The sequence below is a fragment of the Pseudothauera lacus genome (genome assembly GCF_003034845.1).
GTDB classification, from domain to species: Bacteria; Pseudomonadota; Gammaproteobacteria; order Burkholderiales; family Rhodocyclaceae; genus Pseudothauera; species Pseudothauera lacus.
Genome location: NZ_PZKC01000001.1, coordinates 302,834 through 329,364, shown reverse-complemented (window position 1 = coordinate 329,364; position 26,531 = coordinate 302,834). Strand labels below are relative to the sequence as shown.

Genomic DNA, 26,531 nt, shown 5'->3' with positions numbered 1-26,531 from the left:
TTACTTGCCTCCGAACAGACGCTTGATGATGCCGGGCTTCTCGTAGTTGACGAAGCGCATCTCGCGCTCTTCGCCGAGGAAGCGGGCGACCACGTCGGTGTAGGCTTCGGCGACGTCCGAGCCCTTGATGTGGATGGCCGGCATGCCCTGGTTGGAGGCGTGCAGTACCGATTCGGATTCCGGGATGACGCCGATCAGCGGCACGCGCAGCAGTTCCTGTACGTCCTTGAAGGAGAGCATCTCGCCGTCTTCGACGCGCTTGGGCGAGTAGCGGGTGACCAGCAGGTGTTCCTTGACTGCTTCGCGCCCATCGACGGCACGGCGGCTCTTGGACTGCAGGATGCCGAGGATGCGGTCGGAGTCGCGCACCGAGGAGACTTCCGGGTTGGTGGTGACGATGGCCTCGTCGGCGAAGGTGAGCGCCATCACGGCGCCGCGCTCGATGCCGGCGGGGGAGTCGCAGACGACGTATTCGAAGCCCATGTGTTCGAGCTCCTTGAGCACCGCTTCGACGCCTTCTTCGGTGAGGGCGTCCTTGTCACGGGTCTGCGAGGCCGGCAGCACGAAGAGGTTCTCGCAGTGCTTGTCCTTGATCAGCGCCTGGTTGAGCTTGGCTTCACCGTTGATGACGTTGACGAGGTCGTACACCACGCGGCGCTCGCAGCCCATGATGAGGTCGAGGTTGCGCAGGCCGACGTCGAAGTCGATCACCGCGGTCTTGTAGCCGCGCAGGGCGAGGCCGGAGGAGAAGGCTGCGCTGGTGGTGGTCTTGCCCACACCGCCCTTGCCGGAAGTAACGACGATGACTCTCACGGTATCCCCTTGAATGAATTAATCCAGCTGCAGTGGCTGGAGGTCGAGTTTCTGTTCGGTGCCGCCGCTGTCGAGGCGGACGAGGGCGGCGCGGCCGGCGATCGATTCCGGGATGCCTTTCTCGAAGGTGCGGTAGACACCGGCGATGGAGACCAGCTCGGGGCCGAAATTGCTTGCCACGATGCGTGCGGCGGCATTGCCCTGGGCGCCGGCGACGGCGCGCCCGCGCAGCGGGCCGTAGCAGTGGATGCTGCCATCGGCGATGACTTCGGCGCCATGGCTGACCCCGGCGAGGACCACGAGGTCGCCGCCGCGGGCATAGATCTGCTGGCCGGAGCGCAGTGGACGGTCGACGAACATGGTGCCGGCGTTGATCTGCGGCGGCGCTGGGGGTGCGGGCGGCGGGGGAGCGACGCGGGGCTGCGGGGCCGGGGCCGGGGCGGCGGTGGCCGGGCGGTCACGCAGCTCGGCGCTGTCGAGCACGGCGAGACCGGCGCGGCGGGCGCCGTCAAGATGTTCGGCGGGCAGGTTGCGCACCCCTACCGGTTGCAACTGGTAGCGCCGCAGCAGGCTGAGGAGGCCGGTCCAGTCGATGCGTGCCGGGGCCGCGGGCAGGGCGCCGAAGTCGAGCACTGCGGCTTCACCGCTGAAGAAGTCCGGCATGCCGCCGAGCATCTTGTGCAGGGCGTCGGCCAGGCCGGCGGGTTCGGTCTCGTGCAGCACGGCGATGGTGGCGCCGAGCGTGGCATTGCGAAACTCGATGGCGCGGGCGGTGGAGGAGGCGTTGGTCATCGGCGAGGCGTGCCTGGAAAATCCGTCAAGTCTACTGAGCGCAGGGGTTTCGGGCAAGGCGCGGATCGCCATATGCATGCCGATGCAGTGGCAGGCGCATACGCCATGTCTTGCGTTCTTCGGCAGTCCGGGGGTGAGGGTGCGCGCTGGCCCGTGTGCTCACTGGCCGTCCGTGGGTAGCGGCATCGGCAGCTCGTCGGCAAGCCGCCACCAGCCGCGTGCGACGCGATACACCACCCAGGCGGAGACCACCAGTACGGCGAGCAGGGCGAAGGGAATGCCGATGATGGTGATCACCAGCAGGGTGGCGATCAGCACCCAGCCAAGAGTCCACCAGAAGGTGCGGATCTGCCAGCGGAAGTGCGACTCCAGCCAGGTGCCGCGCACCGCGCCGCGGTTCCAGTAGTTGAGCACGACGGCGACGATGGAGGGCAGGCTGGCGATGAAGCTGAGGATGATGGTCGCCGAGCCGAGCAGCGCCGAGACCACTGCGAAGGCGTGCAGGCCGTAGATCAGGTGGGTGAGACGGACCATGCCGGGGGTGGGTGTGAGGGCACTGTTCATCCTGCGGCTCTCCTGTGTTCAGTGCAGCGTGGGGGGGCGGAAGAGGGCGTCGACGTCGTCGGCGTCGAAGCGGTAGCTGTGGTTGCCGAGATCGTCATGGATGAGGACTTCACCGTGCTCGGCGAGGATCTCGCGCACCTGGGATTCGCCCAGCCCGAGCAGCATGCCGGCGACCTTGTCGCGATCCGGTGGCCAGTGGTGGATCACTGCGCGCGGGGCGAAGAGGCGCACATCCTCTTCGACGAAGAGGCGGCGCAGCAGTTCATCGGCGGCCAGGCCGAGCAGTTCGTCGCTGCGCACGGTGGCGGCGAGCTGGTGGATGCGGTTCCAGCCGTCGGCGTCGCGTTCGTCGGCGCCAGGGAGCTTCTGCACGAAGAGGGCCGTCGCCGCGGTGTCGTCGGCGGCCAGCCAGAGGCCGGCGGGCTGCTGTTCGGACTGCGCGAGGTAGTGCTCGAAGGTGGCGGCGATGGTCTCGCCTTCGAGCGGCACCACGCTGCGGTAGGGTTGGTCGAGCCCTTCGATGTCGAGACTCAGCTGCAGGCGGCCGTCGCCGATCAGGGCCTGCACGCCCTTGCCCTCGACGGCGCCGTCGATGCGCGCGTAGGCGCGCAGGTTGAGATCGGCATTGCAGTCCACCACCAGCAGGCCGACCGGGCCGTGGCCCTGGATCTGGAAGGTCAGCCGCCCGGCCTGCTTGAGGTTGGCGGTGATCAGCGCGGCCACCGCGCACATCTGGCCAAGCAGTTCGGCCACCGCCGGGGGGTAGTCGCGGCCGTTGTGCACGGCCTGCCAGACGTCTTCGAGGCGCACCACGGCACCGCGGATGTCGAGGTGTTCGAGCAGGAAGCGCTGCACGAAGCTCTTCGGCGTGCTCATCGGGCGCTGTCCTCGGGCTTGATGAAGCTGGAAAAGATGGCCGGGTCGAAGCCCACCAGGAGGTGCCCGGAGGCGGTTTCCACCAGCGGGCGCTTGATCAGGCTGGTGTGTTCGGCCATCAGTTGCACCGCCGCGCTCTGGGTTTCTATGGTCTGCTGCTCGGCGCTGAGCTTGCGCCAGGTGGTGCCGCGCGTGTTGAGCAGCGTGCGCCAGCCCAGCACCTTGCTCCAGGCGTGGAGCTTGGCGGTGCTGATGCCGGCCTTCTTGTAGTCGTGGAAATCGTAGGCGATGCCGCGCTCGTCGAGCCAGGCAAAGGCCTTCTTCATGGTGTCGCAGTTCCTGATGCCGTAGATCACCGGTTTCATCTGTAGTGCTCCTGCAGGCTCATTTCTGTCTGGCGCGCGCGAAGGCTGCGGCCAGGGCGTTGTCGGCGGCGGGCGCGCGTTCGCGGCTGCTGCCGTGCTGGGCGCTGCGCCCGTCGCGCTGCGGCGGACGGCGCTCCTGCGGGCGCTCGTGGCGGGCTTCGCGCGGCTTCGGCGTGGCCTCGTCACCCATGCGCATGGTGAGCGCGATGCGCTGGCGCGGCAGGTCCACTTCCAGCACCTTGACCTTCACCACCTGGCCGGCCTTGACGATGCTGTGTGGATCCTTGACAAAGCGGTCGGCGAGCGCGGAGACATGCACCAGGCCGTCCTGGTGTACGCCGATATCGACGAAGGCGCCGAAGTTGGTGACGTTGGTGACCACGCCTTCGAGCATCATGCCGGGCACCAGATCCTTCAGCGTTTCCACGCCTTCGCGGAAGGTGGCGGTGCGGAACTCGGGACGCGGGTCGCGGCCGGGCTTTTCCAGCTCGGCGAGGATGTCCTGCACGGTGGGCAGGCCGAAGCGCTCGTCGGTGAATTCGGTGGGCTTCAGGCTCTTCAGGAAGCTGGCGTTGCCCATCAGTTCGCGCACGCTCTTCTGCACGCGGGCCAGGATGCGTTCGACGACCGGATAGGCTTCGGGGTGCACCGCGGAGGCATCGAGCGGGTTGTCGCCGGCGGGGATGCGCAGGAAGCCGGCAGCCTGTTCGAAGGTCTTGGGGCCGAGGCGCGGTACCGCCTTGAGCGCCTCGCGGCTCTTGAATGGGCCGTGACTGTCGCGGAATTCGACGATGTTGGCGGCGAGCGTGCTGTTCAGGCCCGAGATGCGTGCCAGCAGGGGGGCGGAGGCGGTGTTGACGTCTACCCCGACGGCATTCACGCAGTCCTCTACCACCGCCTCCAGCCCCTTGGCCAGGCGCGACTGGTTCACATCATGCTGGTACTGGCCCACGCCGATGGACTTGGGGTCGATCTTCACCAGTTCGGCGAGCGGGTCCTGCAGGCGGCGGGCGATGGACACCGCGCCGCGCAGCGAGACGTCCACGTCGGGGAATTCGCGCGCGGCCAGTTCGGAGGCCGAATACACCGAGGCGCCGGCTTCCGACACCATGACCTTGGTGAGGCGCAGTTCGGGGTGGCGGCGGATCAGTTCGGCGGTGAGCGCGTCGGTTTCGCGCGAGGCGGTGCCGTTGCCGATGGCGACCAGCTCCACGCCGTGGCGCTTGGCCAGCGCGGCCAGGGTGGCGAGCGAGCCTTCGATGTCGCGGCGCGGCTCGAACGGGTACACGGTGGCGGTATCGAGCAGCTTGCCGGTGGTATCCACCACCGCAACCTTCACGCCGGTGCGGATGCCGGGGTCGAGGCCCATGGTGGGGCGCGCGCCGGCCGGGGCGGCGAGCAAGAGGTCCTTGAGGTTGCGCGCGAAGACGTGGATGGCCTCTTCCTCGGCGCGCTCGCGCAACTGGTTCATCAGTTCCAGTTCCAGGTGCAGCGAGATCTTCACGTTCCACGCCCAGCGTACCGTGTCGGCCAGCCAGCGGTCGGCCGCGCGGCCCTGGTCGCGGATCTGGAAGCGCGCGGCGATGCGCCGCTCGCAGGGGTGCGGGCCGGTCTCCGGGTCATGCGGCAGGGCAAGGGCGAGGCGCAGCACGCCTTCGTTACGCCCGCGCAGCAGGGCCAGCGCGCGGTGGGAGGGGATCCTGGCGATGGGTTCGCGGAAGTCGAACCAGTCGCGGAACTTCGCCCCTTCGTTCTCCTTGCCTTCGACCACCGAAGACACGACCTCGCCGTCGTCATGCAGCAGGCTGCGCAGGGTGCCGAGCAGTTCGGCATCCTCGGCGAACTGCTCGATGAGGATCTGGCGGGCGCCGTCGAGCACGCTCTTGGCGTCGGCGAAGCCGGCTTCCCCGTTGAGGTAGGCGGCGGCTTCGGCTTCCGGGTTCAGTGTCGGGTCGGCCAGCAGGGCCTCGGCCAGCGGGGCGATGCCGGCCTCGCGGGCGATCTGTGCCTTGGTGCGGCGCTTGGGCTTGTAGGGCAGGTAGAGGTCTTCCAGGCGCTGCTTGGTGTCGGCGTTCTCGACCTCGGCGCGCAGCGCGTCGGTGAGCTTGCCCTGTTCGTCGATGGAGGCGATCACCGTCGCGCGGCGCTCCTCCAGCTCGCGCAGGTAGCCCAGGCGTTCTTCCAGGTTGCGCAGCTGGGTGTCGTCGAGGCCGCCGGTGGCTTCCTTGCGGTAGCGCGCGACGAAGGGCACGGTGGCGCCTTCGTCGAGCAGGGCGACGGCGGCGAAGACCTGGCGGGGCTGGACGCCGAGTTCGGTGGCGATGCGGTGTTCGATGGGTGGCAGCATGGGTTGCGGCCCGCCGCGGACGGGCGGGTGGTTGGGGAAGGCGGAAAGGGCGGCGATGGTGCTACAAAGGGCGCCGCGCAGGCAAGGGCAGGGGGCTCAGAGGGTGACCAGGGTCTGCCGTCCGAACCAGGATTCGCCGGCGCCCAGTTCGATGCGGCGATGGGCGGCGGCGCCTTCGACACACAGCATGCGGCGGAAGTCTCCGGCCTTCATGTCGGCGATGCGGGCGTTGCCGTCTTCCCACGGATTCCAGACCACCACGTCGGGGAAGCCGTCGTGGTTGATGCCCAGCGCACGGGCGCTCTCGCGCAGCAGCAGGGGGCGGGTGACGTCATGGTAGATGCGGTCGACGGCGTCGTCGATGATGAGCGCATCGCCGGATTCGCGGCGCACCTCGCCGCCTTTCAGGGCGTCCTGGTAATTGAAGCCGTAGAGCCCTTCGAGCCGGCACTCCTCGACCTCGGCGACGCGCAGGTAGGTGTGCAGGGCGGCGTTGAAGGCGATCGGGGCGTGGCCGCTGTTGATCACTTCGAGCTCAAGGTCGAGGCGTTCGCCCTCGAGCGCCACGGTGAGTTCGAGGGTGAAGGGGTGCGGCCACAGGCTGCGGGTTTCCGGCGAATCGACGAGCTGCAGGGTGGCGAGGGCGAAATCGTCGCCGGTGCGTTGTTCGATCACCGACCACATTGCCGTACGCGCAAAGCCGTGGCGGGGCAGCGCGCCCTGTTCACCGAACTGCGGGAAGCACACCGGCACGCCGCCGCGCAGCGCGCTGCGGCCATCGACCTGCACGGCTTCGCTGAGGTAGATGCGCTCGTCGCCAGGGCGTGGTTGCCAGGACAGGACCTGGCCGCCGTACAGGCTGAGGGCGGCATTGGCGCCGCTGGCAGTACTCAGGCGCAGGGCGGGCAGGCCCCGCAGCTCGATGGTCTGGATGTTGCCGGGCATGGTGTTTCGTGGGCGTGGGGTGGGCTTGGCGGTGGCCCTATGATACTCCGCCCGGCCGTGCCGGTGCGCACGGCCGGGCGGGGCTTCAGTCCTGCAGCGAGAGCACGCCGAGCTTGACGGAGTTGTCCTCGGGGTCGTTGGAGAGCACGAAGCCCAGGCCCTGGACGAACTTCAGCATGCGTTCGTTGTTGGACAGGAAGACCCCGTTCATGTACGCCAGCCCCTTGTTGCGCGCGGTTTCGATGAGGATGCCCATCAGCCGGCGGGCGAGTCCGCGGTGCTGCCATTCGTCGGCGACGACGACGGCGAATTCGCACGATTCGCCGTCCGGGTTCACAGCATAGCGGCAGACGCCGATCTCCATTTCCTTGCCGTCTTCCTCGACGGTGGCGAGGAAGGCCATCTCGCGGTCGTAGTCGATCTGGGTGAGGCGGGCGACCATTGCCGGCGGCAGTTCGCGCATGGTGTTCATGAAGCGGAAGTACTTGGTCTCCGGCGACAGCTTGCGCACGAACTCGACTTCGAGGTCGGCGTCCTCGGGCTTGATCGGGCGGATGGTGACGGCGGTGCCGTCGGGAACCGTCCACTTGCTGATCAGGTGCGAGGGGTAGGGATGGATCGCCATGTGGTCGTAGCGATCCGCCGCCGGGGCGATGTTGTCGACGACGATGCGGGCATCGACGGCCACAGCGCCGTTCTCATCGACGATCAGCGGATTGATTTCGAGGTGGTGGATCCACGGCAGCTCGCAGACCATCTCGGAGACGCGCAGCAGCACCAGCTCCAGGGCGGCCATGTCGATCGCCGGCATGTTGCGGAACTCGTCGAGCAGCGGCGCGACGCGGCTGGAGCGGATCAGGTCCTGCACCAGGTAGTTGTTGAGCGGCGGCAGGGCGACGGCGAGGTCGCGGTTGGCCTCGACGCGGTTGCCGCCTTCGCCGAAGGTGATCACCGGGCCGAACACCGGGTCGCGCTTGACCCCGACCACCAGTTCGCGGCCGTTGCGCTTGAGGATCATCGGCTCGATGGCGACCCCGTTGATCATCGCGTCGGGCTTGTTCTTGCGCACTTCGTCGAGGATTTCCTGGTAGGCGGTGCGTACCGCCGCCAGGCTGCCGAGGTTGAGGCGCACGCCGCCCGAATCGCTCTTGTGGATGATGCTCGGCGAGTCGATCTTCATCACCACCGGCAGGCCGATCTCTTCGGCCAGCACCATGGCCTCGGTGGCCGAACGGGCCACCACGGTCTGTGCAATGGGGATGCGGAAGGCTGCCAGCAGGGCCTTCGATTCCATCTCGTTGAGGGCCTTGCGGCGCTCGGCGAGCGCGGTCTCGATGACCAGGCGGGCGCTCTCGATGGACGGCGGGTTGAGCTGCGACAGCGAACCCGGGGTCTGCATCAGCAGCTTCTGGTTGCGGTAATAGGCCGAAATGTGGCTGAACAGCTCGACGGCGGGCTCCGGCGTGCGGAAGGTCGGGATGCCGGCGGCGATGAACTTCTCGCGCGCCTCGCGCACCAGTTCCTCGCCCATCCAGCAGGTCACCACCGGCTTGTCGGCGTTCTTTTCCAGGTCGATGATGGCCTCGGCAACCGCGGTGGGCTCGGTCATTGCCTGCGGGGTGAGCATCACCAGCACGCCGTCGACCTTGGGCCCTTCGAGTACGGCCTGCACCGTCTTGCGGTAGCGCTCGACGTCGGCGTCGCCAAGGATGTCGACCGGGTTGCCGCGCGACCAGCCGGCGGGCAGCGCGGCGTTGAGCTTCTCCATGGTGCCTTCGGAGAACTCGGTGATGGGGATGTCGAGGTCGGCGCAGCGGTCGGCGGCCATGACGCCCGGGCCGCCGCCGTTGGTGATGATGGCGAGGCGGTTGCCGCGCGGGCGGAAGTGCGAGAACAGCGCGTTGGCGGCAGCGAAGAGCTGGCCCATGTTGTACAGGCGGATCACCCCGGCGCGGCGCAGCGCGGCGTCGAACACCGCGTCTTCGCCGGACTGTGCGCCGGTGTGCTGGAGGATGGCGCGCGAGGCGTTGGGGTGGCGGCCGACCTTGATCAGCAGCACCGGCTTGACGCGTGCGGCGCCGCGCAGCGCGCTCATGAAGCGGCGGGCGTCGCGGATGCCTTCGACGTAGAGGAAGATGCTCTCGGTGCGCGGGTCCGAGATCATGTATTCAAGGACCTCGCCGAAGTCGATGTCGGACGAGGAGCCCAGCGACACCACCGCGGAGAAGCCGACGTTGTTGGGCTTGGCCCAGTCGAGAATGGCGGCGCACAGTGCGCCGGACTGCGAAATCAGGCCGATGCTGCCCTTGTTGGCGGTGGCATGGGCGAAGGTGGCGTTGAGCCCCAGTTCCGGGCGCATGATGCCCAGGCAGTTGGGGCCGAGCAGGCGGATGCGGTGGCGGCGCGCGGCCTCCACCACCTGGCGCTCCAGTTTGGCGCCGCGTGGGCCGGTTTCCGAGAAACCCGCGGAGAGCACGATCACCGCCTTGACCCCGGCGCGTCCGCAGCTGTCGATGATGGCGGGTACCTTCTCCGCACGCACGGCGATGACGGCCAGGTCGAGACGGTGGGGGACCTCCTCGACCGACTTGTAACAGGGTACGCCGAGCACCGACTCGTGCTTCGGGTTGATCGCGAACAGGCGGCCCTTGAAGGCCGATTCCAGCATGTTGCGGATCAGCACGTTGCCCAGCGAGGACTCGCGTTCGCTGGCACCGATGACGCCGACCGAACGGGGCTCGAAGAGCGGGCTGAGATAGTGCTTTTCTTTCATGGCAGGGGGACCTGTTACGCTGTTTTCGTGCGGTACGGTGGCGGCGGTGGCCGGAAATCGGGGGCGGCGCTGCCCGGGTGGGGGGCGCCGCGTGCGGCATTATAGTGCGGTGCACCATGGAGATTGTGACACAGATCAACTACCGTGAAGGTGATCATCCTGCGTCTGTCCGTGATGCGCCGCACGCCCTTCATTGCCCCAGGGTGAAGTAGAAGCGTGCCCCCTCGCCGGGCCGCCCATGGGCCCAGATCAGGCCGCCGTGGCGCTGCACGATGCGTTGCACGGTGGCCAGGCCGATGCCGGTGCCGGGGAACTCGTTGCCGGGGTGGAGGCGGTGGAAGGGGCGGAAGAGGTTGCCGGCGAAGGCCATGTCGAAGCCGGCGCCGTCATCGCTGACGCAGAACACCCGCTGTTCGCCTTCGCGTTCGGCCTGCACCTGGATGTGGGCGTGCTCGCGGCGGGCGGTGAACTTCCAGGCGTTGCGCAGCAGGTTGTCGAGGACGACATGCATCAGGTTGCGGTCGGCGTTGACGGTGAGGCGCGGGGCGATGTCGACCTCCACCGTGCGCTGAGGCTCCTCCGCGCGCAGTTCGTCGATGATCTGGCGGGCCATGGCGGAGAGGTCCACGGTCTCGCGCTTGAGCGGGTGACGGGTCAGGCGGGCCAGTTCGATGAGGTCGTCGATGAGCTGCGACATGCGCTGGGTGGCGGCGCGGATGCGTCCGAGGTGGTTGCGGGCATCGTCGTCGAGGCGCTCATCGAGCTCTTCCTGGAGGATCTGCGCGAAGCCGTCGATGGCGCGCAACGGTGCGCGCAGGTCGTGCGACACCGAGTAGGAAAAGGCCTCCAGCTCGCGGTTGGAGGCCTCCAGCTCGGCGGTGCGCAGGCGCACCCGCGCTTCCAGTTCCTGGTTGATGTTGCGCAGGGTCAGTTCCGCCACCTTGCGTGCCGAGATGTCATCCAGCGTGCCGGCAAGGCCGGGCTGCTCGTCGAGATCGTCGGCGACGCGGCGGCCGACGGCCTCTACCCAGCGCACCTCGCCGCTGCGGGTCAGCAGGCGCAGCTCGCACTGGCATTCCGCCTGGGTGCCGTGAGTGACGGCCTGCAGGCGGGTGCGGGCGAGGATGTGGTCGTCGGGGTGGAGGAAGTCGGTCAGTTCGTGGCCGAGGCTGTCGGCCAGCGGATAGCCGGTGATGGTCTGCCAGGCGCCGTTGAGAAAACTCAGGCGGCCATCGCCATCGGTGCGGAAGATCACTTCGTTGACCGATTCCAGCACCGACTGGTAGCGCCTCTGGGTGCGCAGCAGGGCGCGCTCGGTGGCCTGCCGCCCGGCATCGCTGGCGAGGTGGCGGAGTCGGCGTTCCTGCAGGTCCCGCCAGATGTACAGCGACAGCGGAACGGCAAGGGCGAGCGCGGCAAAGACGATGGCGGCGGCCAGCCACGGTGCGCCTTGCGCAGTGGGCTGGGTCGCCTGTGCCGGCGCCGCAGCAAGGGCAGCCAGCACTGCCGGCAGCAGGGAAGGGGACGGCTTCACGAGCTTGGCGCCGTAAGACGGCATCTCCTGAATCGGGTCGTCCGCATCTATATCACATAAGCGGCATGGAATCGAGCCTGACGCACTGCCCGCCATGGGGACTGCGCCCTTCTCTGGCCTTTGTGATAGCGGTGCCGAAGATTGAGCGGGGCAATGGCGGGATTTTGCCGATTATTACTCAAGGATGACTGCGGTGCTGTCGTAAGATGCTCATGAGCATGGAATTAACTCATATATCCAGGAGGTAAGAGATGAGTCTCGGTATCAGAGCCCGGGTGGCACTGGGCATTGCAGCGATCATCGTGGTTGCGGGTGCCGCGCTCGCCGTTGCGCTGAGCCTGAAGGCGCGACTTGGCAACCAGCTGAGTACGATCAACGAGGTCATCCTGCCCAACGAGGTGGGCATGCGCGAGCTGCGCTTTCTTGGCGTTCAGGCTCAGGCCGGCTTGCGTTTCGTGGTCTTGCGCGCAAATGATCCTCAGGCGCTCAGAAATGCCGCCTCGTCACTGAACGGTTTCGCGGAAGTGGCCGAGCAGGTCGCCGCGCTGGCGCGCCGGCCCGAGGTGGCGGCGAAGGTTCGTGGCTGGGGTGAGAAATGGACCCGTGAGGTGGTGCCGGCGGCCGAGCGCATGATCCGTCTGGCCGAGGCAGGAGAAGAGGACCAGGCTCTGCAGGTCCTCGAGCGCGAGGTCACGCCGGCATGGCGTGGCATCCGCGCCGAGCTCGAACCGATGGTCGAGCAACGTTACCAGAACAACCGCGCCGAGATGGCGGCCATTCTCGCCGAGGCGCAGCGTGGCGATCGCTGGGTGATGGCGCTGGCGGCGCTGGCGCTGGCGCTGGGAGTGGGGCTTGCGCTCGGCATCGACCGCATGATGCGCGTGCGCCTGCAAATGGCCAGCGGTGTGGTGCACCGGATTGCCGAAGAGCGCGATCTGTCGGTCGCGGTGCCAGCCGTCGGCAGCGACGAACTCGGCCGCATGATTGCTGCGCTGGGAGGGCTGCAGGAGAACCTCCGTGCCGTCATTGCCGAGCAGTTTGGCGCCTTTGCGGAAGTGCGTGGCGGTGCCGAAGGGCAGGCTGCGGACAGCCACAAGTCGCTCGCCCTGGCAAGTGAGAATGCCGAGCGTGCGGAGCGCATGGCGGCGGCGGTGGAGCAGTTGTCCACCAGCATCGACCAGTTGCGCGATCAGGCACAGGAGGTCGATGCCCAGGCCAGCGCGGCCCAGGCCCAGGCCCAGCTCGACGGGCAGCGGGTGGCGGCCACGGCGCAGGAGATCGAGTCCATCGCCCAGCTCACCGAGGAGGCTGCGGTCTCCCTGGAAGAACTGGTTGCCAAGACCAACGAGATCGCCGGCATTGCCGAGGTGATCAAGGAAATCGCCGATCAGACCAACCTGCTTGCGCTCAACGCTGCCATCGAGGCGGCGCGCGCCGGTGAGCAGGGGCGCGGCTTTGCCGTGGTTGCCGACGAGGTCAGGAAGCTTGCCGAGCGTACCGCACAGTCCACTGGCCAGATCCATGGCGTCATCGCCCAGGTGCGCGGGCAGTCCGAGGCGACCACGACGCACATGCAGCAGGCCCGCACCCGTGCCCGTGACGGTGAAGAACATGCCGTTGAACTGCGCCAGTCGATGGCCCAGATCGCTGCGCAGATCGATGCCGCCCGCGAGGCCGTGGCGTCGATGCGCCATGGCGTTACGGAACAGGCGCAGGCCGCGCAACTGCTCGCCGAAGAGGTCGAGCAGGTTGCCCGCACTGCGGAAAGCAACGCCCATCAGGCCGGCGTGTCGGAGCGCGCTGCGGATGCGCTGGCGGCCCTTGCAGGCAGGGCCGAGCAGAACCTGAAGGGGGCGTTCAAGCTCTGAGCGGCGCCTGCCGCGCCGCCGGCGTGGCAGGGCGAGCCTTGCTGACCGCCACCGCCGTTGGCCATGAGCGGGTGGCCGGTAACCCGGCAACGAAATGCGCTACCCGTTCGCCCTGTCGAAAGGCGTTCGTGTCGACTGGGCTTCGACAGGCCGAACGGTATTTGATTGCCGGGTTAATAGCGTGTGCGGCGGGGGCGGGGGTGAAAGTACGCCCCAGCTTGGGGCTACAATTGCCCTCCTGCGTACACCCGAGCAAGGCGAGCACCATGACCGACATCACCGCTTCCCGTCTTTTCCGTCAACAGGCGCTGATCGGCGGCCACTGGTGTGCCGCCGACAATGGGGCCGTACTTGAGGTCGATGACCCGGCCAGCGGGCGCATCATCGGCAGTGTGCCGATGATGGGTGGGGGCGAGGCCCGGCGGGCGATTGCCGCGGCTGATGCGGCATGGCCGCAATGGCGCCGGCGCACCGCGCGCGAGCGCGGGCAAGTACTGAGGCGCTGGTACGAGCTGATTCTTGCCCACGCCGACGAGCTCGCGCTGCTGATGACCACCGAGCAGGGCAAGCCGCTCGCCGAGGCGCGTGGCGAGGTGCTCTACGCGGCGTCCTTCGTCGAGTGGTTCGCCGAGGAGGCGCGCCGCGTCGATGGCGAGGTGATCCCGACCACTGCCGCGGATCGCCGTCTGCTGGCCATCCGCCAGCCGGTGGGGGTGTGCGCGATGATCACGCCGTGGAACTTCCCCGCCGCGATGATCACCCGCAAGGTCGCCCCGGCGCTGGCCGCCGGCTGCACGGCGGTGGTCAAGCCTGCCGAGCAGACGCCATTCACCGCGCTGGCGCTGGCGGTGCTGGCGGAGGAGGCGGGCATTCCCGCCGGGGTGCTGAACGTGCTCACCGGCGACGCGGTGGCCATCGGTGCCGAGCTGACTGCCAGCGCGGCGGTGCGCAAGCTGTCCTTCACGGGCTCCACCGAGGTGGGACGGCTGCTGATGGCGCAGTGCGCGCCCACGCTCAAGAAGCTGTCGCTGGAACTCGGCGGCAATGCTCCCTTCATCGTTTTCGACGATGCCGACCTCGACGCCGCAGTGGACGGGGCGCTGGCCTCCAAGTATCGCAACGCCGGACAGACCTGCGTGTGCGCCAACCGCATCCTGGTGCAGTCCGGCATCCACGACCGCTTTGCGGAGCGCCTGGCCGGGGCGCTGGAGCGTTTCAAGGTCGGACGCGGCACCGAGGACGGGGTGAGCATCGGCCCGCTGATCGACCATGCGGCGCTTGCCAAGGTCGAGGAACTGGTCGCCGACGCGCTCGGCAAGGGTGCGCAGGCGCTCGCCGGCGGCGCCCGTCATGAACTTGGCGGCAGCTTCTACCGGCCCACGGTGCTGACCGGCGTGACGCCGGCGATGCGGGTGGCGCGCGAGGAGATCTTCGGTCCGGTGGCGCCGCTGTTCCGCTTCGACAGCGAGGAGGAGGCGCTGCAGATGGCCAACGACACCGAGTTCGGCCTCGCAGCCTATTTCTACGCCCGCGACGTTGGGCGCATCTTCCGCGTCGCCGAGGGACTGGAATACGGCATGGTGGGCATCAATACCGGCATCCTGTCGAACGAGGTGTCGCCCTTCGGCGGCGTCAAGCAGTCGGGCCTGGGGCGCGAGGGTTCGCGCCACGGCATCGACGAATACCTTGAGATCAAGGCCCTGCATCTGGCCGGCATCGATGTCTGAGAGCGTGCCCGGCGATCCCGCCCCTTCGCCGTGGGTGACCCGCTTTGCGGCGCTGCTGCCGGCGCACGGGCGGGTGCTCGATCTCGCCTGTGGCGGCGGACGGCATGCGCGCTGGCTGGCGGCGCAGGGCTGGCAGGTCGAGGCGGTTGACCGCGACGCCGCCGCTATCGCCGCGTTGTCCGCGGTGAGCGGCGTGCGTGCGCGCCAGCTCGATCTGGAAACGCCGTCGTGGGCGCTGGCCGGCGAGCGCTATGATGGCATCGTGGTCACCAATTACCTGCACCGCGCGCATTTCTCCGCCTTGCTGGATTGCCTGTTGCCCGCAGGGGTGCTGATCTACGAGACCTTCATGGTCGGCAACGAGCGCTTCGGCAAGCCCTCCAGCGCCGCTTTCCTGCTGCAACCGCAGGAGTTGCTCGAGCGCGTGCGCGGACGCTGCACGGTGGTGGCCTTCGAACAGGGCATCGTCACCACCCCGCGCGCCGCTGCGCTGCAGCGCCTGTGTGCGCTCGCCGGTGAAGCGCCGCCTTGCGGCCTGCCCGCGGCATGAGCAGGCTGTGGCGCGGGCTTGCGGCGCTGCTGGTGGGCGCCTTGGTGCTCACCGCGCGGGCTGACGGCGGCGGCGAGTTGTGGACGCTCGACGCCTATCTGCGCGCCCATCCCGGCCAGCAGGCGGTGGCGGCGCGCTTTGCCGCGCGTGTCGACGGTGAGGCGGCGGCGCCAGTACAGGCGGTGGCGCCGCTGCGCATCGCGGTCATCTACCCGGGCATGCAGGTCTCCGATTACTGGCGGCGCAGTGTCAGCGTGCTGGGTGCGCGCCTGAACGAGCTCGGCGTCCCGTATGCGCTCGATACCCATTTCAGTGGCCCGGATGCTGCCGACGTCGATGTGCAGCTCGCACAGCTGCGCCGCGCGCTCGACGGCGACCCCGATTACCTCATCTATACCGTGGCCTCGCCCACCCAGCGTGCCCTCGTCGAACGTGTGCTGATGCGCGGTCGACCGCGGGTGATCCTGCAGAACCTTACTACCCCGCTGCGTGCCTGGGCGGGCATGCAGCCCTTGCTCTACGTCGGTTTCGATCACGCCGAGGGCAGCCGCATGCTGGCTGCCCATCTGCGTTCTCAGGGCGTGTCGGGAGACTACGTGGTGCTGATGCCCGACCGCGAGCTGCTCGGCAAGATGCGCGGCGAGACCTTCATCGCCGCCGTCGATGGCGAAGCGCTGCATCTGCGCGGGGTCTACCTCACCGGTCTGAACATGGCGCGTGCGCGTGCCGCGGCTGCCGATGCGCTGCAGCGTCACCCCGGCTTGCGGCTGATCTACGCCGCCGCCACCGACATTGCCCTGGGCGCCGCGGAGGCCGCGGCCACGCACGGCGAGGGGCGACCGCTGATCAACGGCTGGGGCGGCGGCAGCAGCGAGCTGCAGGCCTTGCGCGAGGGGCGCATCGATTTCACCGTGATGCGTATCAACGACGACAACGGCGTGGCCATGGCCGAGGCCATTGCGCTCGATGCCCAGGGGCGCGCCGCCGAGGTGCCGACGGTGTATTCCGGCCGCCTCGCGGTGGTCGCACGCGACAGCGCCGAGGACGTCGTGGATGCCCTGGTCGCGCGTGCCTTCCGCTATTCGGGCGTGCCGGAGGCCTTGCGATGAGGGTGGCGCGCAACCTCACCACGCGTCTCGGCGTGGCGCTCGGTGCAGCGGTACTGGCGCTCGGCGTGTTCGCCCTGGTGCTGGCCATCGATGGCGCGCGTACGCAGGTCGAGCGCGAGAGCGCGCGCAGCTTCGACAGTGCGGCAGCGGTGGCGGCGCTGGTGCTGCAGCAGGATTTCGCCACCGTCGAGCGCACCCTGGGCGAGATGCTGCTCAGTACCACCCTGGTCGACGCCATTCTCGGCGGTGACCGCGATGGTGCCACCGCACAGCTACGTCGCCTGCGCGGGCTCGACAAGCGCGGCCTCTTCGACCTCCTGGTGGTTGCGCGCGAGGATGCGCCGACGTGGATTGCCGCCGGGCTGGCGCTGCAGCCGGCGCCGGGAATGGAGCGTCTCGGCGGGGGCGCGCTGGCGCGTGAATGGGACTTGCTCGATGATGGGCAGCATATCGTGCTGGTGCATTCGCTGCCGATTGCCGACCCGGCCAGCGGGCGGGTGGTGGGCCACCTGCGCGGCGGCATGCAGCTCGACGGCAATCTGCCGCTGCTCAACCGCATCCGCACTGCAGCCGGTCTCGAAGCGGCCGGTCTGCTCTTCAACGACCGTTTGATTGCCGCGGTGCCACCGGATGCGGCGGCGGCGCTGGAGGGCAACGGCTCTGCAGGGCTGCGTGTGGCGCGGCGTCCGGCAGCGCTGCCGGGCACTCATGGCGCCCTGCAGGTGGTGATGGCCTTGCCCGCCGGGGCGCAGGCGACGTGGACCTTCAGCGGACGCATCGCCCTCTTCGCGGTGGCGGTGGCGGCGGTCCTGCTGGGCCTGTTCACCCTGCTCGCCCGCCAGGTCACGGTGCCCTTGAATGCACTCGCCCGCGAGGCCCGGGCGATCACCGCAGCGCCCGAGCAGGGGCTGGCGGTGCCGCGCGGACACGCCGAGGACGAGATCGGCAGTCTGGTTGCCTCCTTCAATCAACTGGTCGGCTCGATCACCACCAGCGAGCGGCGCTTTCGCGCAGCCTTCGAGCAGGGTTTCCTGCTCACCGGCCTGCTCGCCCGCGACGGTACCCTGCTGGAGGTCAATCGCGCCGCTTTGGAGGTGGCCGGGGCGCGTGCTGCCGAGGTGCTCGGCAAGCCGCTTGCCGACGGCCCCTGGTGGCGGGACAACGCGCCTCAGCGCCAGCGTCTGCTGGCGGCCCTGGAGGCGGCCGCGGATGGTCACAGCTGCTGTTTCGAGGCCACCCATCCGAGCGCCGGCGGCGGTGTCGTCACCGTGCTGTTCAGCGTCACCCCGGTGGAACTGGGCGCGCAGCGCCAGATTCTTGCCGCCGCGCTCGACATCAGCGACCGCGTGCGCGCCGAGGAGGCGCTCAGGCGCCAGAGTGCGCTGCTTGCCAGCCTGCTTGATTCGCTCCCCGATCTGGTCTTCTTCAAGGACACCAGCGGCGTCTACATGGGCTGCAATCCCGAGTTCTGCCGCTTTGTCGGGCGCACTCGCGAGGAAGTGGTCGGACAGCGCGCCGCGGCCGTCTTCGATGCGGCAACGGCGCATGCGCACTGCAGCAACGACGATGAGGTGTTGCGCGACGGGCAATGGCGGCGGAAGGAAGACTGGTTTGTCGATGCCGACGGCCAGCGCCGCCTGATCGAGACCCTGAAGGCGCCGATGCGCGACCCCGACGGCCGCCTGGTGGGGCTGGTCGGGGTCGGGCGCGACATCACCGAGCGTCATCTGGCCGAGGCGCGCATCCACAGCCTGGCCTATTACGACGCCCTCACCGGGCTGCCCAACCGCCGCCTGCTCGGCGAGCGCCTGACCCTGCTCTGCGAAGGCGATCAACGGGTGGTCGGCCATGCCGCGTTGCTGTTGATCGATCTCGACTACTTCAAGCTGCTCAACGACACCCAGGGTCATCACGTCGGCGACCGCCTGCTCGTCGAGGTCGCTGCACGCCTGCGCGTGCATGCCCGCGAAGGCGACACCGTGGCCCGTCTCGGCGGTGACGAGTTCGTCGTTCTCGCTCACGGCCTCGGCGACAATGCGCAGACGGCTGCAGCGAGTGCCGAACGCATTGCCGAAGAGATCCGCAGCGCGCTGGGTGTGCCCTATCCGCTCGGCGGGCGCGAATACCACGGCAGTCCGAGCATCGGGGTGTGCGTTTTCGAGGCCGGCGAGGCCGTCGCCGAGGAGCTGCTCAAACGCGCCGAGGTGGCCATGTATGCGGCCAAGGCGGGCGGGCGCAATGCGGTGTGCACCTTCGATCCGCAGATGCAGGCCAGCCTCAGCACCCGCGCGGATGTGGAGTCCGAACTGCGCGCGGCGCTGCGCGACGACCAGTTGCGGGTCTACTTCCAGCCTCAGGTGCAGGGTGGGCGGCTGATCGGCGCCGAGGCGCTGGTGCGCTGGGAGCATCCGCAGCGCGGTCTGGTGGGGCCGGCGGAGTTCATTCCGGTGGCCGAGGAAAGCGGGCTGATCGTGCCGATCGGCGAGCGCGTGCTGGAGGTGGCCTGCATCTGGGCGCAGCGCTGGCAGGTGCTGGGCGGCGCGCAGGCGCCGGTGGTGGCGGTGAATGTGAGCGCCAGACAGTTCCGCGCCGCCACCTTCGTGCCTTCGGTGGCGGCGGCACTGGCGCAGTCGGGTGTGGATCCGGGAAGGATCAAGCTCGAACTTACCGAGACCGTGGTGCTGGAGAACGTTGACGATTCGATCGCCCGCATGCAGGCGCTGAAGGCGCTCGGCGTCGGGCTGTCGATGGACGATTTCGGCACCGGCTATTCGTCGCTGACCTACCTGAAGCGCCTGCCGGTCGATCAGATCAAGATCGACCGCAGTTTCGTGCGCGACCTTCCCGATGATCAGAACGATGCCGTGATCGTGCGCGCGATCATCGCCATGGCCGCCAGCCTCGGTCTCGAAGTGCTCGCCGAGGGGGTCGAGACCTCCGCGCAGCAGGCCTTCCTGGAAGCGGCCGGATGCGTGCGCATGCAGGGCTACCTGCACGGTCGCCCGATGCCGCCGGAGGCGCTTGAGGCGCTGCTCGGCAGCGACTGAGCGGGGCCCTCAGGGGCTGGCGAGAATCGCTTCGGCGAGGGCGTCGATGGCCGCGTCGTCGAGAGTGGCGGTGGATAGGCTGATGGCCTTGCCGAGCGCGCTGTAGTTCTGCGCCTGCGAACGCCGGTAGAGGGGGTCGTAGTGCATGTCGATGAGTTCGGCGAAAAGTTCGTCGAGCGCACCGCTGCCGGCCCAGTCGTGCCAGCGCGCCAGGGTCTCCCTGCTCTGCAGGCCGTGCAGGCGGGCCAGGGCGTTCTGCAGGTGGGCGCTGTCGTCGCCCAGCCAGGCATAGTCGCGCAGCAGATAGTCGAGGCGCGCGTTGCGCGGTGCGTCGATGACCATGCAGGGGCTGGCACGCATGCGCTCGATGAGTGCCGCGGGCAGATGGATCAGGCCGATCTTGCGGCTTTCCGCCTCGACGTACACCGGGCGCCCGGCGTCGAAGCTGCGCAAGCGGGTGAATAGTGCCGTTTCGAAGGACTTCTGCGTCGGCTGCGGTCGTCCCGGCAGGCTGCCGAGCACCGAGCCACGGTGGGCGGCAAGGCCTTCAAGGTCGAGCACCTGGGCGCCGCGCCGCGCCAGCGCCGCGAGCACCGCGGTCTTGGCGCTGCCGGTGGGGCCGGCGACCACCCGCCACGACAGTCCGCGCGGCAGTGTTTCAAGTTCCTGCACCACCATGCGGCGCCAGTTCTTGTAGCCGCCTTCGAGTTGGTGGGCGTCCCAGCCCACCATGCGCAGCCAGGTGACGAAGGCGCCGCTGCGCTGTCCGCCGCGCCAGCAGTACACCAGCGGGCGCCAGCTCTTCGGTTTGTCGGCGAGCACGCCGGCGAGGTGGCGGGCTATGTTCTCCGCCACCATGGCACCGCCGATGCGGCGTGCCTCGAAGGCGGAGCGCTGCTTGTAGGTGGTGCCGACGACGATGCGCTGCTCATTGTCCAGCACCGGCAGGTTGAGTGCGCCGGGCAGGTGATCCTCGGCGAACTCGGCCGGGGTGCGGGCGTCGATGATCTCGTCAAAGTCGGTGTGCTGTGCTACGGTCGCGAGGCCTTTCTTCATTGCGTGCGGCACCCGCCGGGCGCCTTTTCCCCTTCCAGGTTACATGGACCAGATCAGACTCACCCAATTCTCCCACGGCGGCGGATGTGGCTGCAAAATTGCCCCCGCCGTGCTCTCCGGCCTGCTCGGCAGGATGCCCGCCGGCCTGCTGCCGCCGGAACTGCTGGTCGGCACCGAGCATGCCGACGACGCGGCGGTGTATCGGCTCAATGAACGCCAGGCGGTGGTGGCGACCACCGACTTCTTCACCCCCATCGTCGACGATCCCTACGACTTCGGCCGCATTGCCGCGACCAACGCGCTGTCGGACGTGTATGCAATGGGTGCCCGCCCCATCCTTGCGCTGGCGGTGGTCGGCATGCCGGTCGACAAGCTGCCCGCAGAGGTCATCGGCCGGGTGCTCGAAGGTGGTGCGGCGGTGTGCCGCGAGGCCGGCATTCCGCTTGCCGGCGGGCATTCCATCGACGTGCTGGAGCCGATCTACGGCCTCGTCGGCCTTGGCCTCGTCGATCCGGCGCAGGTCAAGACCAACGCCGGGGCAGTGGCCGGCGACGTGCTGGTACTGAGCAAGCCGCTGGGTGTCGGCATCCTCTCCGCGGCGCTGAAGAAAGGGCAGCTCTCTGCCGCCGGCTACGCCGAGATGCTGCGCTGGACCACCACCCTCAACCGCGTTGGCGAACGCCTCGCGGCGCTGGACGGGGTGCATGCGATGACCGATGTCACCGGGTTCGGCCTGGCCGGTCATCTGCTCGAGATCTGCCGCGCCTCGCAACTGGGTGCCCAGGTGAATCTCGCCGACCTGCCGCTCATCGACGAGGCCGCCGCGCTGGTGCGCGACGGCATTGCCACCGGCGCGTCGACGCGCAACTGGAACAGTTACGGTGCCGAGGTCGATCTGCCCGCGGACGCGGCGGAGTGGCAGCGCAAGGTGATCACCGATCCGCAGACCAGCGGCGGCCTGCTGGTGGCCTGCGCGCCGCACTGCGTCGATGAGGTGCTGGCTGCGGTGAGCGAGGTGCAGGGCAACGCGGCACGGGTGATCGGCACGCTGCTCGGTGGCGTGAGCGGCCTGCGCCTGCGCTGAGCAGGGGGCGTTTCAGCGTTTCAGCAGGGGTTGCAGTTGTGCCCAGACGTTGTCGAGGATGAGCGGCTGGGCCTCGGCGTTGGGGTGGATGCCGTCGGCGAGGAACATCTCCGGACGCTCGGCGAAGCCGTCGAGAAGGAAGGGCAGCAGGGCGACCTGACGGGCGGCGGCGACTTCGGTGAAGGTCGCGGCGAAGCGGCGGGTGTAGGCCGGGCCGTAGTTGGGCGGCATCTGCATGCCGATCAGCAGTACGCGGGCGCCGGCGCCCCTGGCGGCGTCGACCATGGCGCCGAGGTTCTCCGCAAGCAGGCGCGGGGCCAGTCCGCGCAGGCCGTCGTTGGCGCCCAGTTCGAGGATCACGATGGCCGGGCGGTGGCGTTCGAGCGCTGCCGGCAGGCGCGACAGGCCACCGGCGGAGGTTTCGCCGCTGACGCTGCCGTTGACCACGCGATGGGGGAACCCTTCGCTGGCCAGGCGCGTCTGCAGCAGGGTGGGCCAGGCTTCGCCGTCGCGCAGGCCGTAGCCGGCCGAGAGGCTGTCGCCCCACACCAGGATGGTTGCCGCCTGTGCGGTGCCCGACAACAGGACGAACAAGAAGGTCACCATGGATCGAAGCGGCATCGGAAGCGGTTCTCCAGTCATTGAGGTGAGTGCGCTGGGCAAGTCGGTGAGCAGCGCCGGGGGTGAGTTGCACATTCTGCGCGAGATCAGCTTTGCCGTGGGCGCGGGCGAATCGGTCGCCATCGTCGGGGCCAGCGGTTCGGGCAAATCGACCCTGCTGGGATTGCTCGCCGGCCTGGATGTTCCCAGCAGTGGCAGCGTGCGCCTGCTCGGGCGCGATCTCTTCGCCCTCGACGAGGATGCGCGCGCGGCCTTGCGCGGCGAGGCGCTGGGCTTCGTCTTCCAGTCCTTCCAGCTGCTGCCGGCGCTGACCGCGCTGGAAAACGTCATGCTGCCGCTGGAGCTCGCTGCCGTTGCCGACGCGCGGGCGATCGCCATGCGCTGGCTGGAGCGCGTCGGTCTGGGCGGGCGCACCACCCATTACCCCAAGCATCTGTCCGGCGGCGAACAGCAGCGCGTCGCGCTGGCGCGGGCCTTTGCGACCTCGCCGCAGTTGCTCCTCGCCGACGAGCCGACCGGCAATCTCGACGCCGCAACCGGCGCGGCGATCATCGAGCTGATCTTCGAGCTCAACCGCGAAGCCGGCACCACGTTGATCCTCGTCACCCATGACGACGCTCTCGCGGCACGCTGCGCGCGCCGCCTGCGCATGCACGGCGGTACCCTCGATGCGGAGGCCGCGCTGCCCGCCTGAACGTGCGCGGCGGCGGTGTTGGTGGCAGGATGATGGCTGGCCGTACAACGCAGGGGAGGGCGCGATGGCACTGGCAGGACTGAAGCTGGCCGAGCTTATCAGTGCGCTCAGCCACGCCCTCGACATTACCGAAGGGCAGCCCGAGGGGCATTGCGTGCGCTGCTGCTGGGTGGGCATGCAGCTCGGGCGCGAGATCGGCCTTTCCGAGCATGCGCAGTGGGAGCTGTACTACACCCTGCTGCTCAAGGATCTCGGCTGCAGCAGCAACGCCGCACGCATCTGTGAGCTCTATCTCACCGACGACCGTGGTTTCAAGCGCGATTTCAAGAGCGTCGATGGCTCGCTCGCCCAGGTGCTGCGCTTCGTCGTCGACCACACCGGTCTGCAGGCCAGCACTGCCGAGCGCTTCGGCGCCATGCTGCGCATCTTCCGCCATGGCGACGAGCTCGCCCAGGAGCTTATCCAGACGCGCTGCCAGCGTGGCGCGGAAATTTCCCGCCAGCTGCGTTTCCCCGACGGCGTCGCGCGTGGCATCCATGCGCTCGACGAGCACTGGGACGGCAGCGGCCGCCCCGAGCGTCTGAGTGGCGACGCCATTCCGGTCTATGCGCGCATTGCGCTGCTTGCCCAGGTCGTCGATGTCTTTCATTCCGTCGGCGGCGCGCAGGCGGCGCTTGCGGAGGTGCGCGGGCGGCGCGGGGGGTGGTTCGATCCGCTGCTGGTGGATGCCTTCGAGCGGGTCAGCGGGCGTCCCGGGTTCTGGACCACGCTGGCTGCCGACGACATCGCCGAAGCCGTGTATGCGCTCGAACCGGGGCGCTACGAGGTGCCGCTCGACGACGACTACATGGACGAGATCGCCGCCGCCTTCGGTCAGGTGGTCGATGCCAAGAGCCCCTATACCGCCGGCCACAGCACCCGGGTGGCGCTGTACACCGAGCTGGTGGCCTGCGAGCTGGGCATCCCCGAGACGCGGCGGCGCTGGTTGCGGCGCGGTGCGCTGCTGCACGACGTCGGCAAGCTGGGGGTCAGCAACATGGTGCTGGACAAGCCCGGCAAGCTCGAGGCCGACGAGTGGGAGGCGGTCAAGCTGCACGCGGTGTATACCGAATCCATCCTCGCGCGCATCGCGCCCTTTGCCGAACTGGCTCGCGTCTCCGCCGCCCACCACGAGCGCCTCGATGGCGGGGGCTACCCGCGCGGCCTGAAGGCCGACGAGATCGCCCTGGAGACGCGCATCATCACCGTTGCCGACATCTTCGATGCGATCACCGCCGAGCGCCCCTACCGCGGCGCCACGCCGGTGCCGAAGACGCTGGCGATGATGCGCGAGCATGTCGGTACGGCGATCGACGAGCGCTGCTTTGCCGCCCTCGAGCGCGCCCTTGCGCAGTTGCCGGAACAACCGCACTGATTCATGCCGGTACTGCCGGCGCGGTTTGCACCTGCCGGCGGCTGCGGCGACAATGGCGCCCTTTGCCACGGATTCCAGACCATGACTTCGTCCTCTGCGGTGCTGCCCGCCGATGCACTCGCCGGCCTTGCCGATGCCGATACCCAGCGCCGTGCCGCACTGCTGGTGCAGGACGCCTTTGCGCAGGTCTTCCGCCTCACCGTCGATGGCGATGACGCCGCCGCCGGCGAAGGGGTGGCACAGCTCGGCAACGCGCTCGGCAACTGGTCCGCGGCCGCGGACGATGGCGATGGCCGTGTGCTGCGTCTGGCGCTTCTGCTCAGCGGGCTCGACCAGTGGGGGCTGGCCTACTGCCAGGCCTTCGGCCTGCAGGGCCTGCCGGCGCTGAGTGCGCTGCTCGGTACGCTGCGTGGCGGTCTCGATGCCACGGACGACAGCCGCCTGCAGCGCCACTACGCCAGCATCGGTGCTGCCGAGGGCAATGCCATCGATTTCAAGGTCGACGTGCGACGTGCCATCCACCTTGCTCTCTGGCACGGTGCGGTGGCGAGCGAGGAGCGCGACGAGGCCCTGCGTCTGGCCGCCCAGCTGGGTGGCATGCTGGTGGCGCTGACCCGCGAGATGCCCGAACTCGGCTGGCGCCTGGTGGCCGATGCGCTGGCCCACATCCAGATCCAGTGCCTGGCCCACGGCCTGGCTGCCGAAGGGTTGGCGCGCGAGGCCACCGAGGCCCTGTTTGCGGCGCTGGCGCGCGAGCTGCCGGCGAGCTGCCGCGACGAGGTGATGGCCACCTCGGCGCGGGTGGTGATGAACTGGCAGCAGGCCCGCCGCCCGCACTGAGCGTGCAGCGGGCCGGGGCGGCAGTGCTCAGGCGATCGCGGCGATCTGCGCCTCGGCCTCGGCAAAGCCCTGGGCGGCGCGCGCTTCGCCCATGTTGAGGCCCTCGGCGTAGATGAAGTCGATGTCGCTCAAGCCCAGGAAGCCGAGAATGGTCTTCAGGTAGGGGACCTGCGAATCGGCTGGCGTGTCGCGGTAGATGCCGCCGCGGGCAAGCGCGGCATAGACCTTCTTGCCGCCAAGCAGGCCTTCCGGGCCGTTCTCGGTGTAGCGGAAGGTGACCCCGGCGCGCGCGATGGCGTCGAGCCAGGCCTTGAGCTGCACGGAAACGCCGAAGTTGTACATCGGCACCCCGAGGACAATGACGTCGGCGCCCTGCACCTCGGCGATCAGCGCATCGTCAAGGGCGACGCGCCGGGCCTGTTCGGCGCTGCGCTGCTCTGCGGGGGTGAACAGCGCGCCGAGGGCGGCGGCGTCAAGGGGTGGATGCGGGTCGCTGGCGAGGTCGCGGCGCGCGATGCTGGCGCCGGGATGGAGGGCGAGCAGGCGCGCGCTGACGGCGTCGGCGAGGCGGGTGGAGTTGGCGCCGCTGGGGCGGGCGCTGGCGTTGATCTGCAGGATCTTCATCGATGTTTCCTCATCAGGGGGCAGGGCAGTGGCGCTGCGCGCAGGCGGTGGCCTGCGCTCAGCTGGAAAGGTGGGCGAGTTCGTTGGGGCGCAGGTCGAAGAGCAGTACTTCGGCATCTTCGCCGTCGCTCAGTTCAATGCTGCCGGGATCGCGCAGTTTCAGCGCATCGCCGGCGTGCAGGCGCTGGCCGTTGACCACCAGGGTGCCGCGGGCGAGGTGCACGTAGGCGTAACGCTTGCCTGCCAGTTCGAAACGCTGGTGCTCGGCACCGTCGAAGAGGCCGGCATGCACGCGGGCGTCCTGGTTGATGGTGAGCGCGCCGTGTTCACCGCCGGGGGCGAGGATCAGGCACAGCCGGCCGCGCTTTGCGGCGGCGTCGAAGTGGCGTTGCTGGTAGCCCGGGGTCAGGTTCTTGTGTGCCGGCACGATCCAGATCTGCAGCAGATGCACCTGCTCCGTGCGCGAGGCGTTGTATTCACTGTGGCGCACGCCGCTGCCGGCACTCATCACCTGTACGTCGCCGGGGCGGATCACCGAACCATTGCCCATCGAGTCGCGGTGTTCGAGGGCTCCGTCGAGAACGTAGGTGAAGATCTCCATGTCGCGGTGGCCGTGGGTGTCGAAGCCGCGTGCCGGGCGGATGTAGTCTTCATTGATCACCAGCAGGTCGGAAAAGCCGACGTGCTCGGGGTCGTAGTAGTGGCCGAAGGAAAAGCTGTGCTGCGACTGCAGCCAGCCGAGACTGACCTGGCCGCGCGCGGCGGCGGGGCGCAGTTCGGTGCGTTGTGCTGTCATGGCCGTTCTCCTGAGTGGCGGGCGATGGGCGTACTGTACGCACTCGATTGATGGCGAAATAGCTCACAATGGCGAACTCACCATTGCTGGAA

22 protein-coding genes are annotated in these 26,531 nt (G+C 68.7%); 9 read left to right on the top strand and 13 right to left on the bottom strand.

The window, feature by feature from the left end:
• The 9 genes from minD to C8261_RS01390 all read right to left on the bottom strand — a co-directional run bounded on the left by minD (position 1) and on the right by C8261_RS01390 (position 11,009).
• Positions 1 to 813, bottom strand: coding sequence for a septum site-determining protein MinD (gene minD, locus C8261_RS01430; protein ID WP_107491867.1), 813 nt, complete (start codon positions 811 to 813; stop codon positions 1 to 3).
• An 18-nt stretch (positions 814 to 831) separates the two neighbouring features.
• The gene (gene minC, locus C8261_RS01425) at positions 832 to 1,605 is read right to left on the bottom strand and encodes a septum site-determining protein MinC (protein ID WP_107491866.1); all 774 of its coding nucleotides are present in this window, start codon (positions 1,603 to 1,605) and stop codon (positions 832 to 834) included.
• 159 nt (positions 1,606 to 1,764) lie between these two features.
• Positions 1,765 to 2,169, bottom strand: a complete 405-nt coding sequence (locus C8261_RS01420; protein WP_107491865.1) for a DUF4870 family protein — start codon at positions 2,167 to 2,169, stop codon at positions 1,765 to 1,767.
• 18 nt (positions 2,170 to 2,187) lie between these two features.
• A complete protein-coding gene (gene hslO, locus C8261_RS01415; RefSeq protein WP_107491864.1) occupies positions 2,188 to 3,045 on the bottom strand; it encodes an Hsp33 family molecular chaperone HslO in 858 nt (285 codons plus the stop codon).
• Positions 3,042 to 3,410, bottom strand: coding sequence for an ArsC family reductase (locus C8261_RS01410; protein WP_107491863.1), 369 nt, complete (start codon positions 3,408 to 3,410; stop codon positions 3,042 to 3,044). The genes hslO and C8261_RS01410 overlap by 4 nt, the downstream gene beginning before the upstream one ends.
• A gap of 19 nt (positions 3,411 to 3,429) precedes the next feature.
• Entirely contained in the window at positions 3,430 to 5,757 is a 2,328-nt protein-coding gene (locus C8261_RS01405) for a Tex family protein (RefSeq protein WP_107491862.1), read from the bottom strand.
• Between the two features lie 96 nt (positions 5,758 to 5,853).
• Positions 5,854 to 6,702 carry a D-hexose-6-phosphate mutarotase gene (locus C8261_RS01400; RefSeq protein ID WP_107491861.1) on the bottom strand — a complete coding sequence of 283 codons (849 nt, stop codon included), beginning with the start codon at positions 6,700 to 6,702 and terminating at the stop codon, positions 5,854 to 5,856.
• Between the two features lie 85 nt (positions 6,703 to 6,787).
• On the bottom strand, positions 6,788 to 9,475 hold the full coding sequence (locus C8261_RS01395; RefSeq protein WP_107491860.1) for a bifunctional acetate--CoA ligase family protein/GNAT family N-acetyltransferase: 2,688 nt from the start codon (positions 9,473 to 9,475) through the stop codon (positions 6,788 to 6,790).
• Between the two features lie 190 nt (positions 9,476 to 9,665).
• Positions 9,666 to 11,009, bottom strand: a complete 1,344-nt coding sequence (locus tag C8261_RS01390; protein ID WP_235864793.1) for a sensor histidine kinase — start codon at positions 11,007 to 11,009, stop codon at positions 9,666 to 9,668.
• Positions 11,010 to 11,260: 251 nt separating this feature from the next.
• Here C8261_RS01390 and C8261_RS01385 point away from each other — a divergent pair, with 251 nt between their 5' ends.
• The 5 genes from C8261_RS01385 to C8261_RS01365 all read left to right on the top strand — a co-directional run bounded on the left by C8261_RS01385 (position 11,261) and on the right by C8261_RS01365 (position 19,310).
• On the top strand, positions 11,261 to 12,877 hold the full coding sequence (locus C8261_RS01385; protein WP_107491858.1) for a methyl-accepting chemotaxis protein: 1,617 nt from the start codon (positions 11,261 to 11,263) through the stop codon (positions 12,875 to 12,877).
• Between the two features lie 266 nt (positions 12,878 to 13,143).
• A complete protein-coding gene (locus C8261_RS01380; RefSeq protein ID WP_107491857.1) occupies positions 13,144 to 14,604 on the top strand; it encodes an NAD-dependent succinate-semialdehyde dehydrogenase in 1,461 nt (486 codons plus the stop codon).
• The gene (locus tag C8261_RS01375) at positions 14,597 to 15,154 is read left to right on the top strand and encodes a class I SAM-dependent methyltransferase (RefSeq protein ID WP_107491856.1); all 558 of its coding nucleotides are present in this window, start codon (positions 14,597 to 14,599) and stop codon (positions 15,152 to 15,154) included. Before C8261_RS01380 ends, C8261_RS01375 begins: the two co-directional genes overlap by 8 nt.
• Positions 15,151 to 16,263: a substrate-binding domain-containing protein gene (locus C8261_RS01370; RefSeq protein ID WP_107491855.1), complete on the top strand. Its 1,113-nt coding sequence runs from the start codon at positions 15,151 to 15,153 to the stop codon at positions 16,261 to 16,263. Before C8261_RS01375 ends, C8261_RS01370 begins: the two co-directional genes overlap by 4 nt.
• A complete protein-coding gene (locus tag C8261_RS01365) occupies positions 16,260 to 19,310 on the top strand; it encodes an EAL domain-containing protein (RefSeq protein ID WP_107491854.1) in 3,051 nt (1,016 codons plus the stop codon). Before C8261_RS01370 ends, C8261_RS01365 begins: the two co-directional genes overlap by 4 nt.
• 9 nt (positions 19,311 to 19,319) lie before the next feature.
• On the opposite strand, the gene mnmH is transcribed toward C8261_RS01365, so the two are convergent.
• Complete coding sequence (mnmH, locus tag C8261_RS01360) at positions 19,320 to 20,366, bottom strand: tRNA 2-selenouridine(34) synthase MnmH (RefSeq protein WP_107491853.1); 1,047 nt, start codon at positions 20,364 to 20,366, stop codon at positions 19,320 to 19,322.
• Between the two features lie 43 nt (positions 20,367 to 20,409).
• Between mnmH and selD the strand changes: the two genes are divergently transcribed.
• On the top strand, positions 20,410 to 21,450 hold the full coding sequence (gene selD / locus C8261_RS01355) for a selenide, water dikinase SelD (RefSeq protein ID WP_107491852.1): 1,041 nt from the start codon (positions 20,410 to 20,412) through the stop codon (positions 21,448 to 21,450).
• Between the two features lie 12 nt (positions 21,451 to 21,462).
• Here selD and C8261_RS01350 read toward each other — a convergent pair whose 3' ends face one another.
• Positions 21,463 to 22,071, bottom strand: a complete 609-nt coding sequence (locus C8261_RS01350) for an arylesterase (protein WP_107491851.1) — start codon at positions 22,069 to 22,071, stop codon at positions 21,463 to 21,465.
• Here C8261_RS01350 and C8261_RS01345 point away from each other — a divergent pair.
• The 3 genes from C8261_RS01345 (at position 22,055) to C8261_RS01335 (ending at position 25,019) form a co-directional block, all read left to right on the top strand.
• Positions 22,055 to 22,765: an ABC transporter ATP-binding protein gene (locus C8261_RS01345; RefSeq protein WP_107491850.1), complete on the top strand. Its 711-nt coding sequence runs from the start codon at positions 22,055 to 22,057 to the stop codon at positions 22,763 to 22,765. The genes C8261_RS01350 and C8261_RS01345 overlap by 17 nt on opposite strands.
• A 64-nt stretch (positions 22,766 to 22,829) precedes the next feature.
• Complete coding sequence (locus tag C8261_RS01340) at positions 22,830 to 24,179, top strand: HD-GYP domain-containing protein (RefSeq protein WP_107491849.1); 1,350 nt, start codon at positions 22,830 to 22,832, stop codon at positions 24,177 to 24,179.
• 81 nt (positions 24,180 to 24,260) lie between these two features.
• On the top strand, positions 24,261 to 25,019 hold the full coding sequence (locus tag C8261_RS01335) for a hypothetical protein (protein ID WP_107491995.1): 759 nt from the start codon (positions 24,261 to 24,263) through the stop codon (positions 25,017 to 25,019).
• 27 nt (positions 25,020 to 25,046) lie between these two features.
• Here the strand turns inward: C8261_RS01335 and C8261_RS01330 are convergent, their stop codons facing one another.
• Together C8261_RS01330 and C8261_RS01325 are read right to left on the bottom strand one after the other, a co-directional pair.
• Complete coding sequence (locus C8261_RS01330) at positions 25,047 to 25,643, bottom strand: FMN-dependent NADH-azoreductase (protein WP_107491848.1); 597 nt, start codon at positions 25,641 to 25,643, stop codon at positions 25,047 to 25,049.
• A 58-nt stretch (positions 25,644 to 25,701) separates the two neighbouring features.
• Positions 25,702 to 26,439, bottom strand: a complete 738-nt coding sequence (locus tag C8261_RS01325) for a pirin family protein (protein ID WP_107491847.1) — start codon at positions 26,437 to 26,439, stop codon at positions 25,702 to 25,704.
• Between the last annotated feature and the right edge of the window lie 92 nt (positions 26,440 to 26,531).

Coding starts and splice junctions, on each gene's coding strand:
- minC (WP_107491866.1), bottom strand. CDS start 1,605: ATGACCAACGCCTCCTCCACCGCCCGCGCCATCGAGTTTCGCAATGCC.
- C8261_RS01420 (WP_107491865.1), bottom strand. CDS start 2,169: ATGAACAGTGCCCTCACACCCACCCCCGGCATGGTCCGTCTCACCCAC.
- hslO (WP_107491864.1), bottom strand. CDS start 3,045: ATGAGCACGCCGAAGAGCTTCGTGCAGCGCTTCCTGCTCGAACACCTC.
- C8261_RS01410 (WP_107491863.1), bottom strand. CDS start 3,410: ATGAAACCGGTGATCTACGGCATCAGGAACTGCGACACCATGAAGAAG.
- C8261_RS01405 (WP_107491862.1), bottom strand. CDS start 5,757: ATGCTGCCACCCATCGAACACCGCATCGCCACCGAACTCGGCGTCCAG.
- C8261_RS01400 (WP_107491861.1), bottom strand. CDS start 6,702: ATGCCCGGCAACATCCAGACCATCGAGCTGCGGGGCCTGCCCGCCCTG.
- C8261_RS01395 (WP_107491860.1), bottom strand. CDS start 9,475: ATGAAAGAAAAGCACTATCTCAGCCCGCTCTTCGAGCCCCGTTCGGTC.
- C8261_RS01385 (WP_107491858.1), top strand. CDS start 11,261: ATGAGTCTCGGTATCAGAGCCCGGGTGGCACTGGGCATTGCAGCGATC.
- C8261_RS01380 (WP_107491857.1), top strand. CDS start 13,144: ATGACCGACATCACCGCTTCCCGTCTTTTCCGTCAACAGGCGCTGATC.
- C8261_RS01375 (WP_107491856.1), top strand. CDS start 14,597: ATGTCTGAGAGCGTGCCCGGCGATCCCGCCCCTTCGCCGTGGGTGACC.
- C8261_RS01370 (WP_107491855.1), top strand. CDS start 15,151: ATGAGCAGGCTGTGGCGCGGGCTTGCGGCGCTGCTGGTGGGCGCCTTG.
- C8261_RS01365 (WP_107491854.1), top strand. CDS start 16,260: ATGAGGGTGGCGCGCAACCTCACCACGCGTCTCGGCGTGGCGCTCGGT.
- mnmH (WP_107491853.1), bottom strand. CDS start 20,366: ATGAAGAAAGGCCTCGCGACCGTAGCACAGCACACCGACTTTGACGAG.
- selD (WP_107491852.1), top strand. CDS start 20,410: ATGGACCAGATCAGACTCACCCAATTCTCCCACGGCGGCGGATGTGGC.
- C8261_RS01345 (WP_107491850.1), top strand. CDS start 22,055: ATGGATCGAAGCGGCATCGGAAGCGGTTCTCCAGTCATTGAGGTGAGT.
- C8261_RS01350 (WP_107491851.1), bottom strand. CDS start 22,071: ATGCCGCTTCGATCCATGGTGACCTTCTTGTTCGTCCTGTTGTCGGGC.
- C8261_RS01340 (WP_107491849.1), top strand. CDS start 22,830: ATGGCACTGGCAGGACTGAAGCTGGCCGAGCTTATCAGTGCGCTCAGC.
- C8261_RS01335 (WP_107491995.1), top strand. CDS start 24,261: ATGACTTCGTCCTCTGCGGTGCTGCCCGCCGATGCACTCGCCGGCCTT.
- C8261_RS01330 (WP_107491848.1), bottom strand. CDS start 25,643: ATGAAGATCCTGCAGATCAACGCCAGCGCCCGCCCCAGCGGCGCCAAC.
- C8261_RS01325 (WP_107491847.1), bottom strand. CDS start 26,439: ATGACAGCACAACGCACCGAACTGCGCCCCGCCGCCGCGCGCGGCCAG.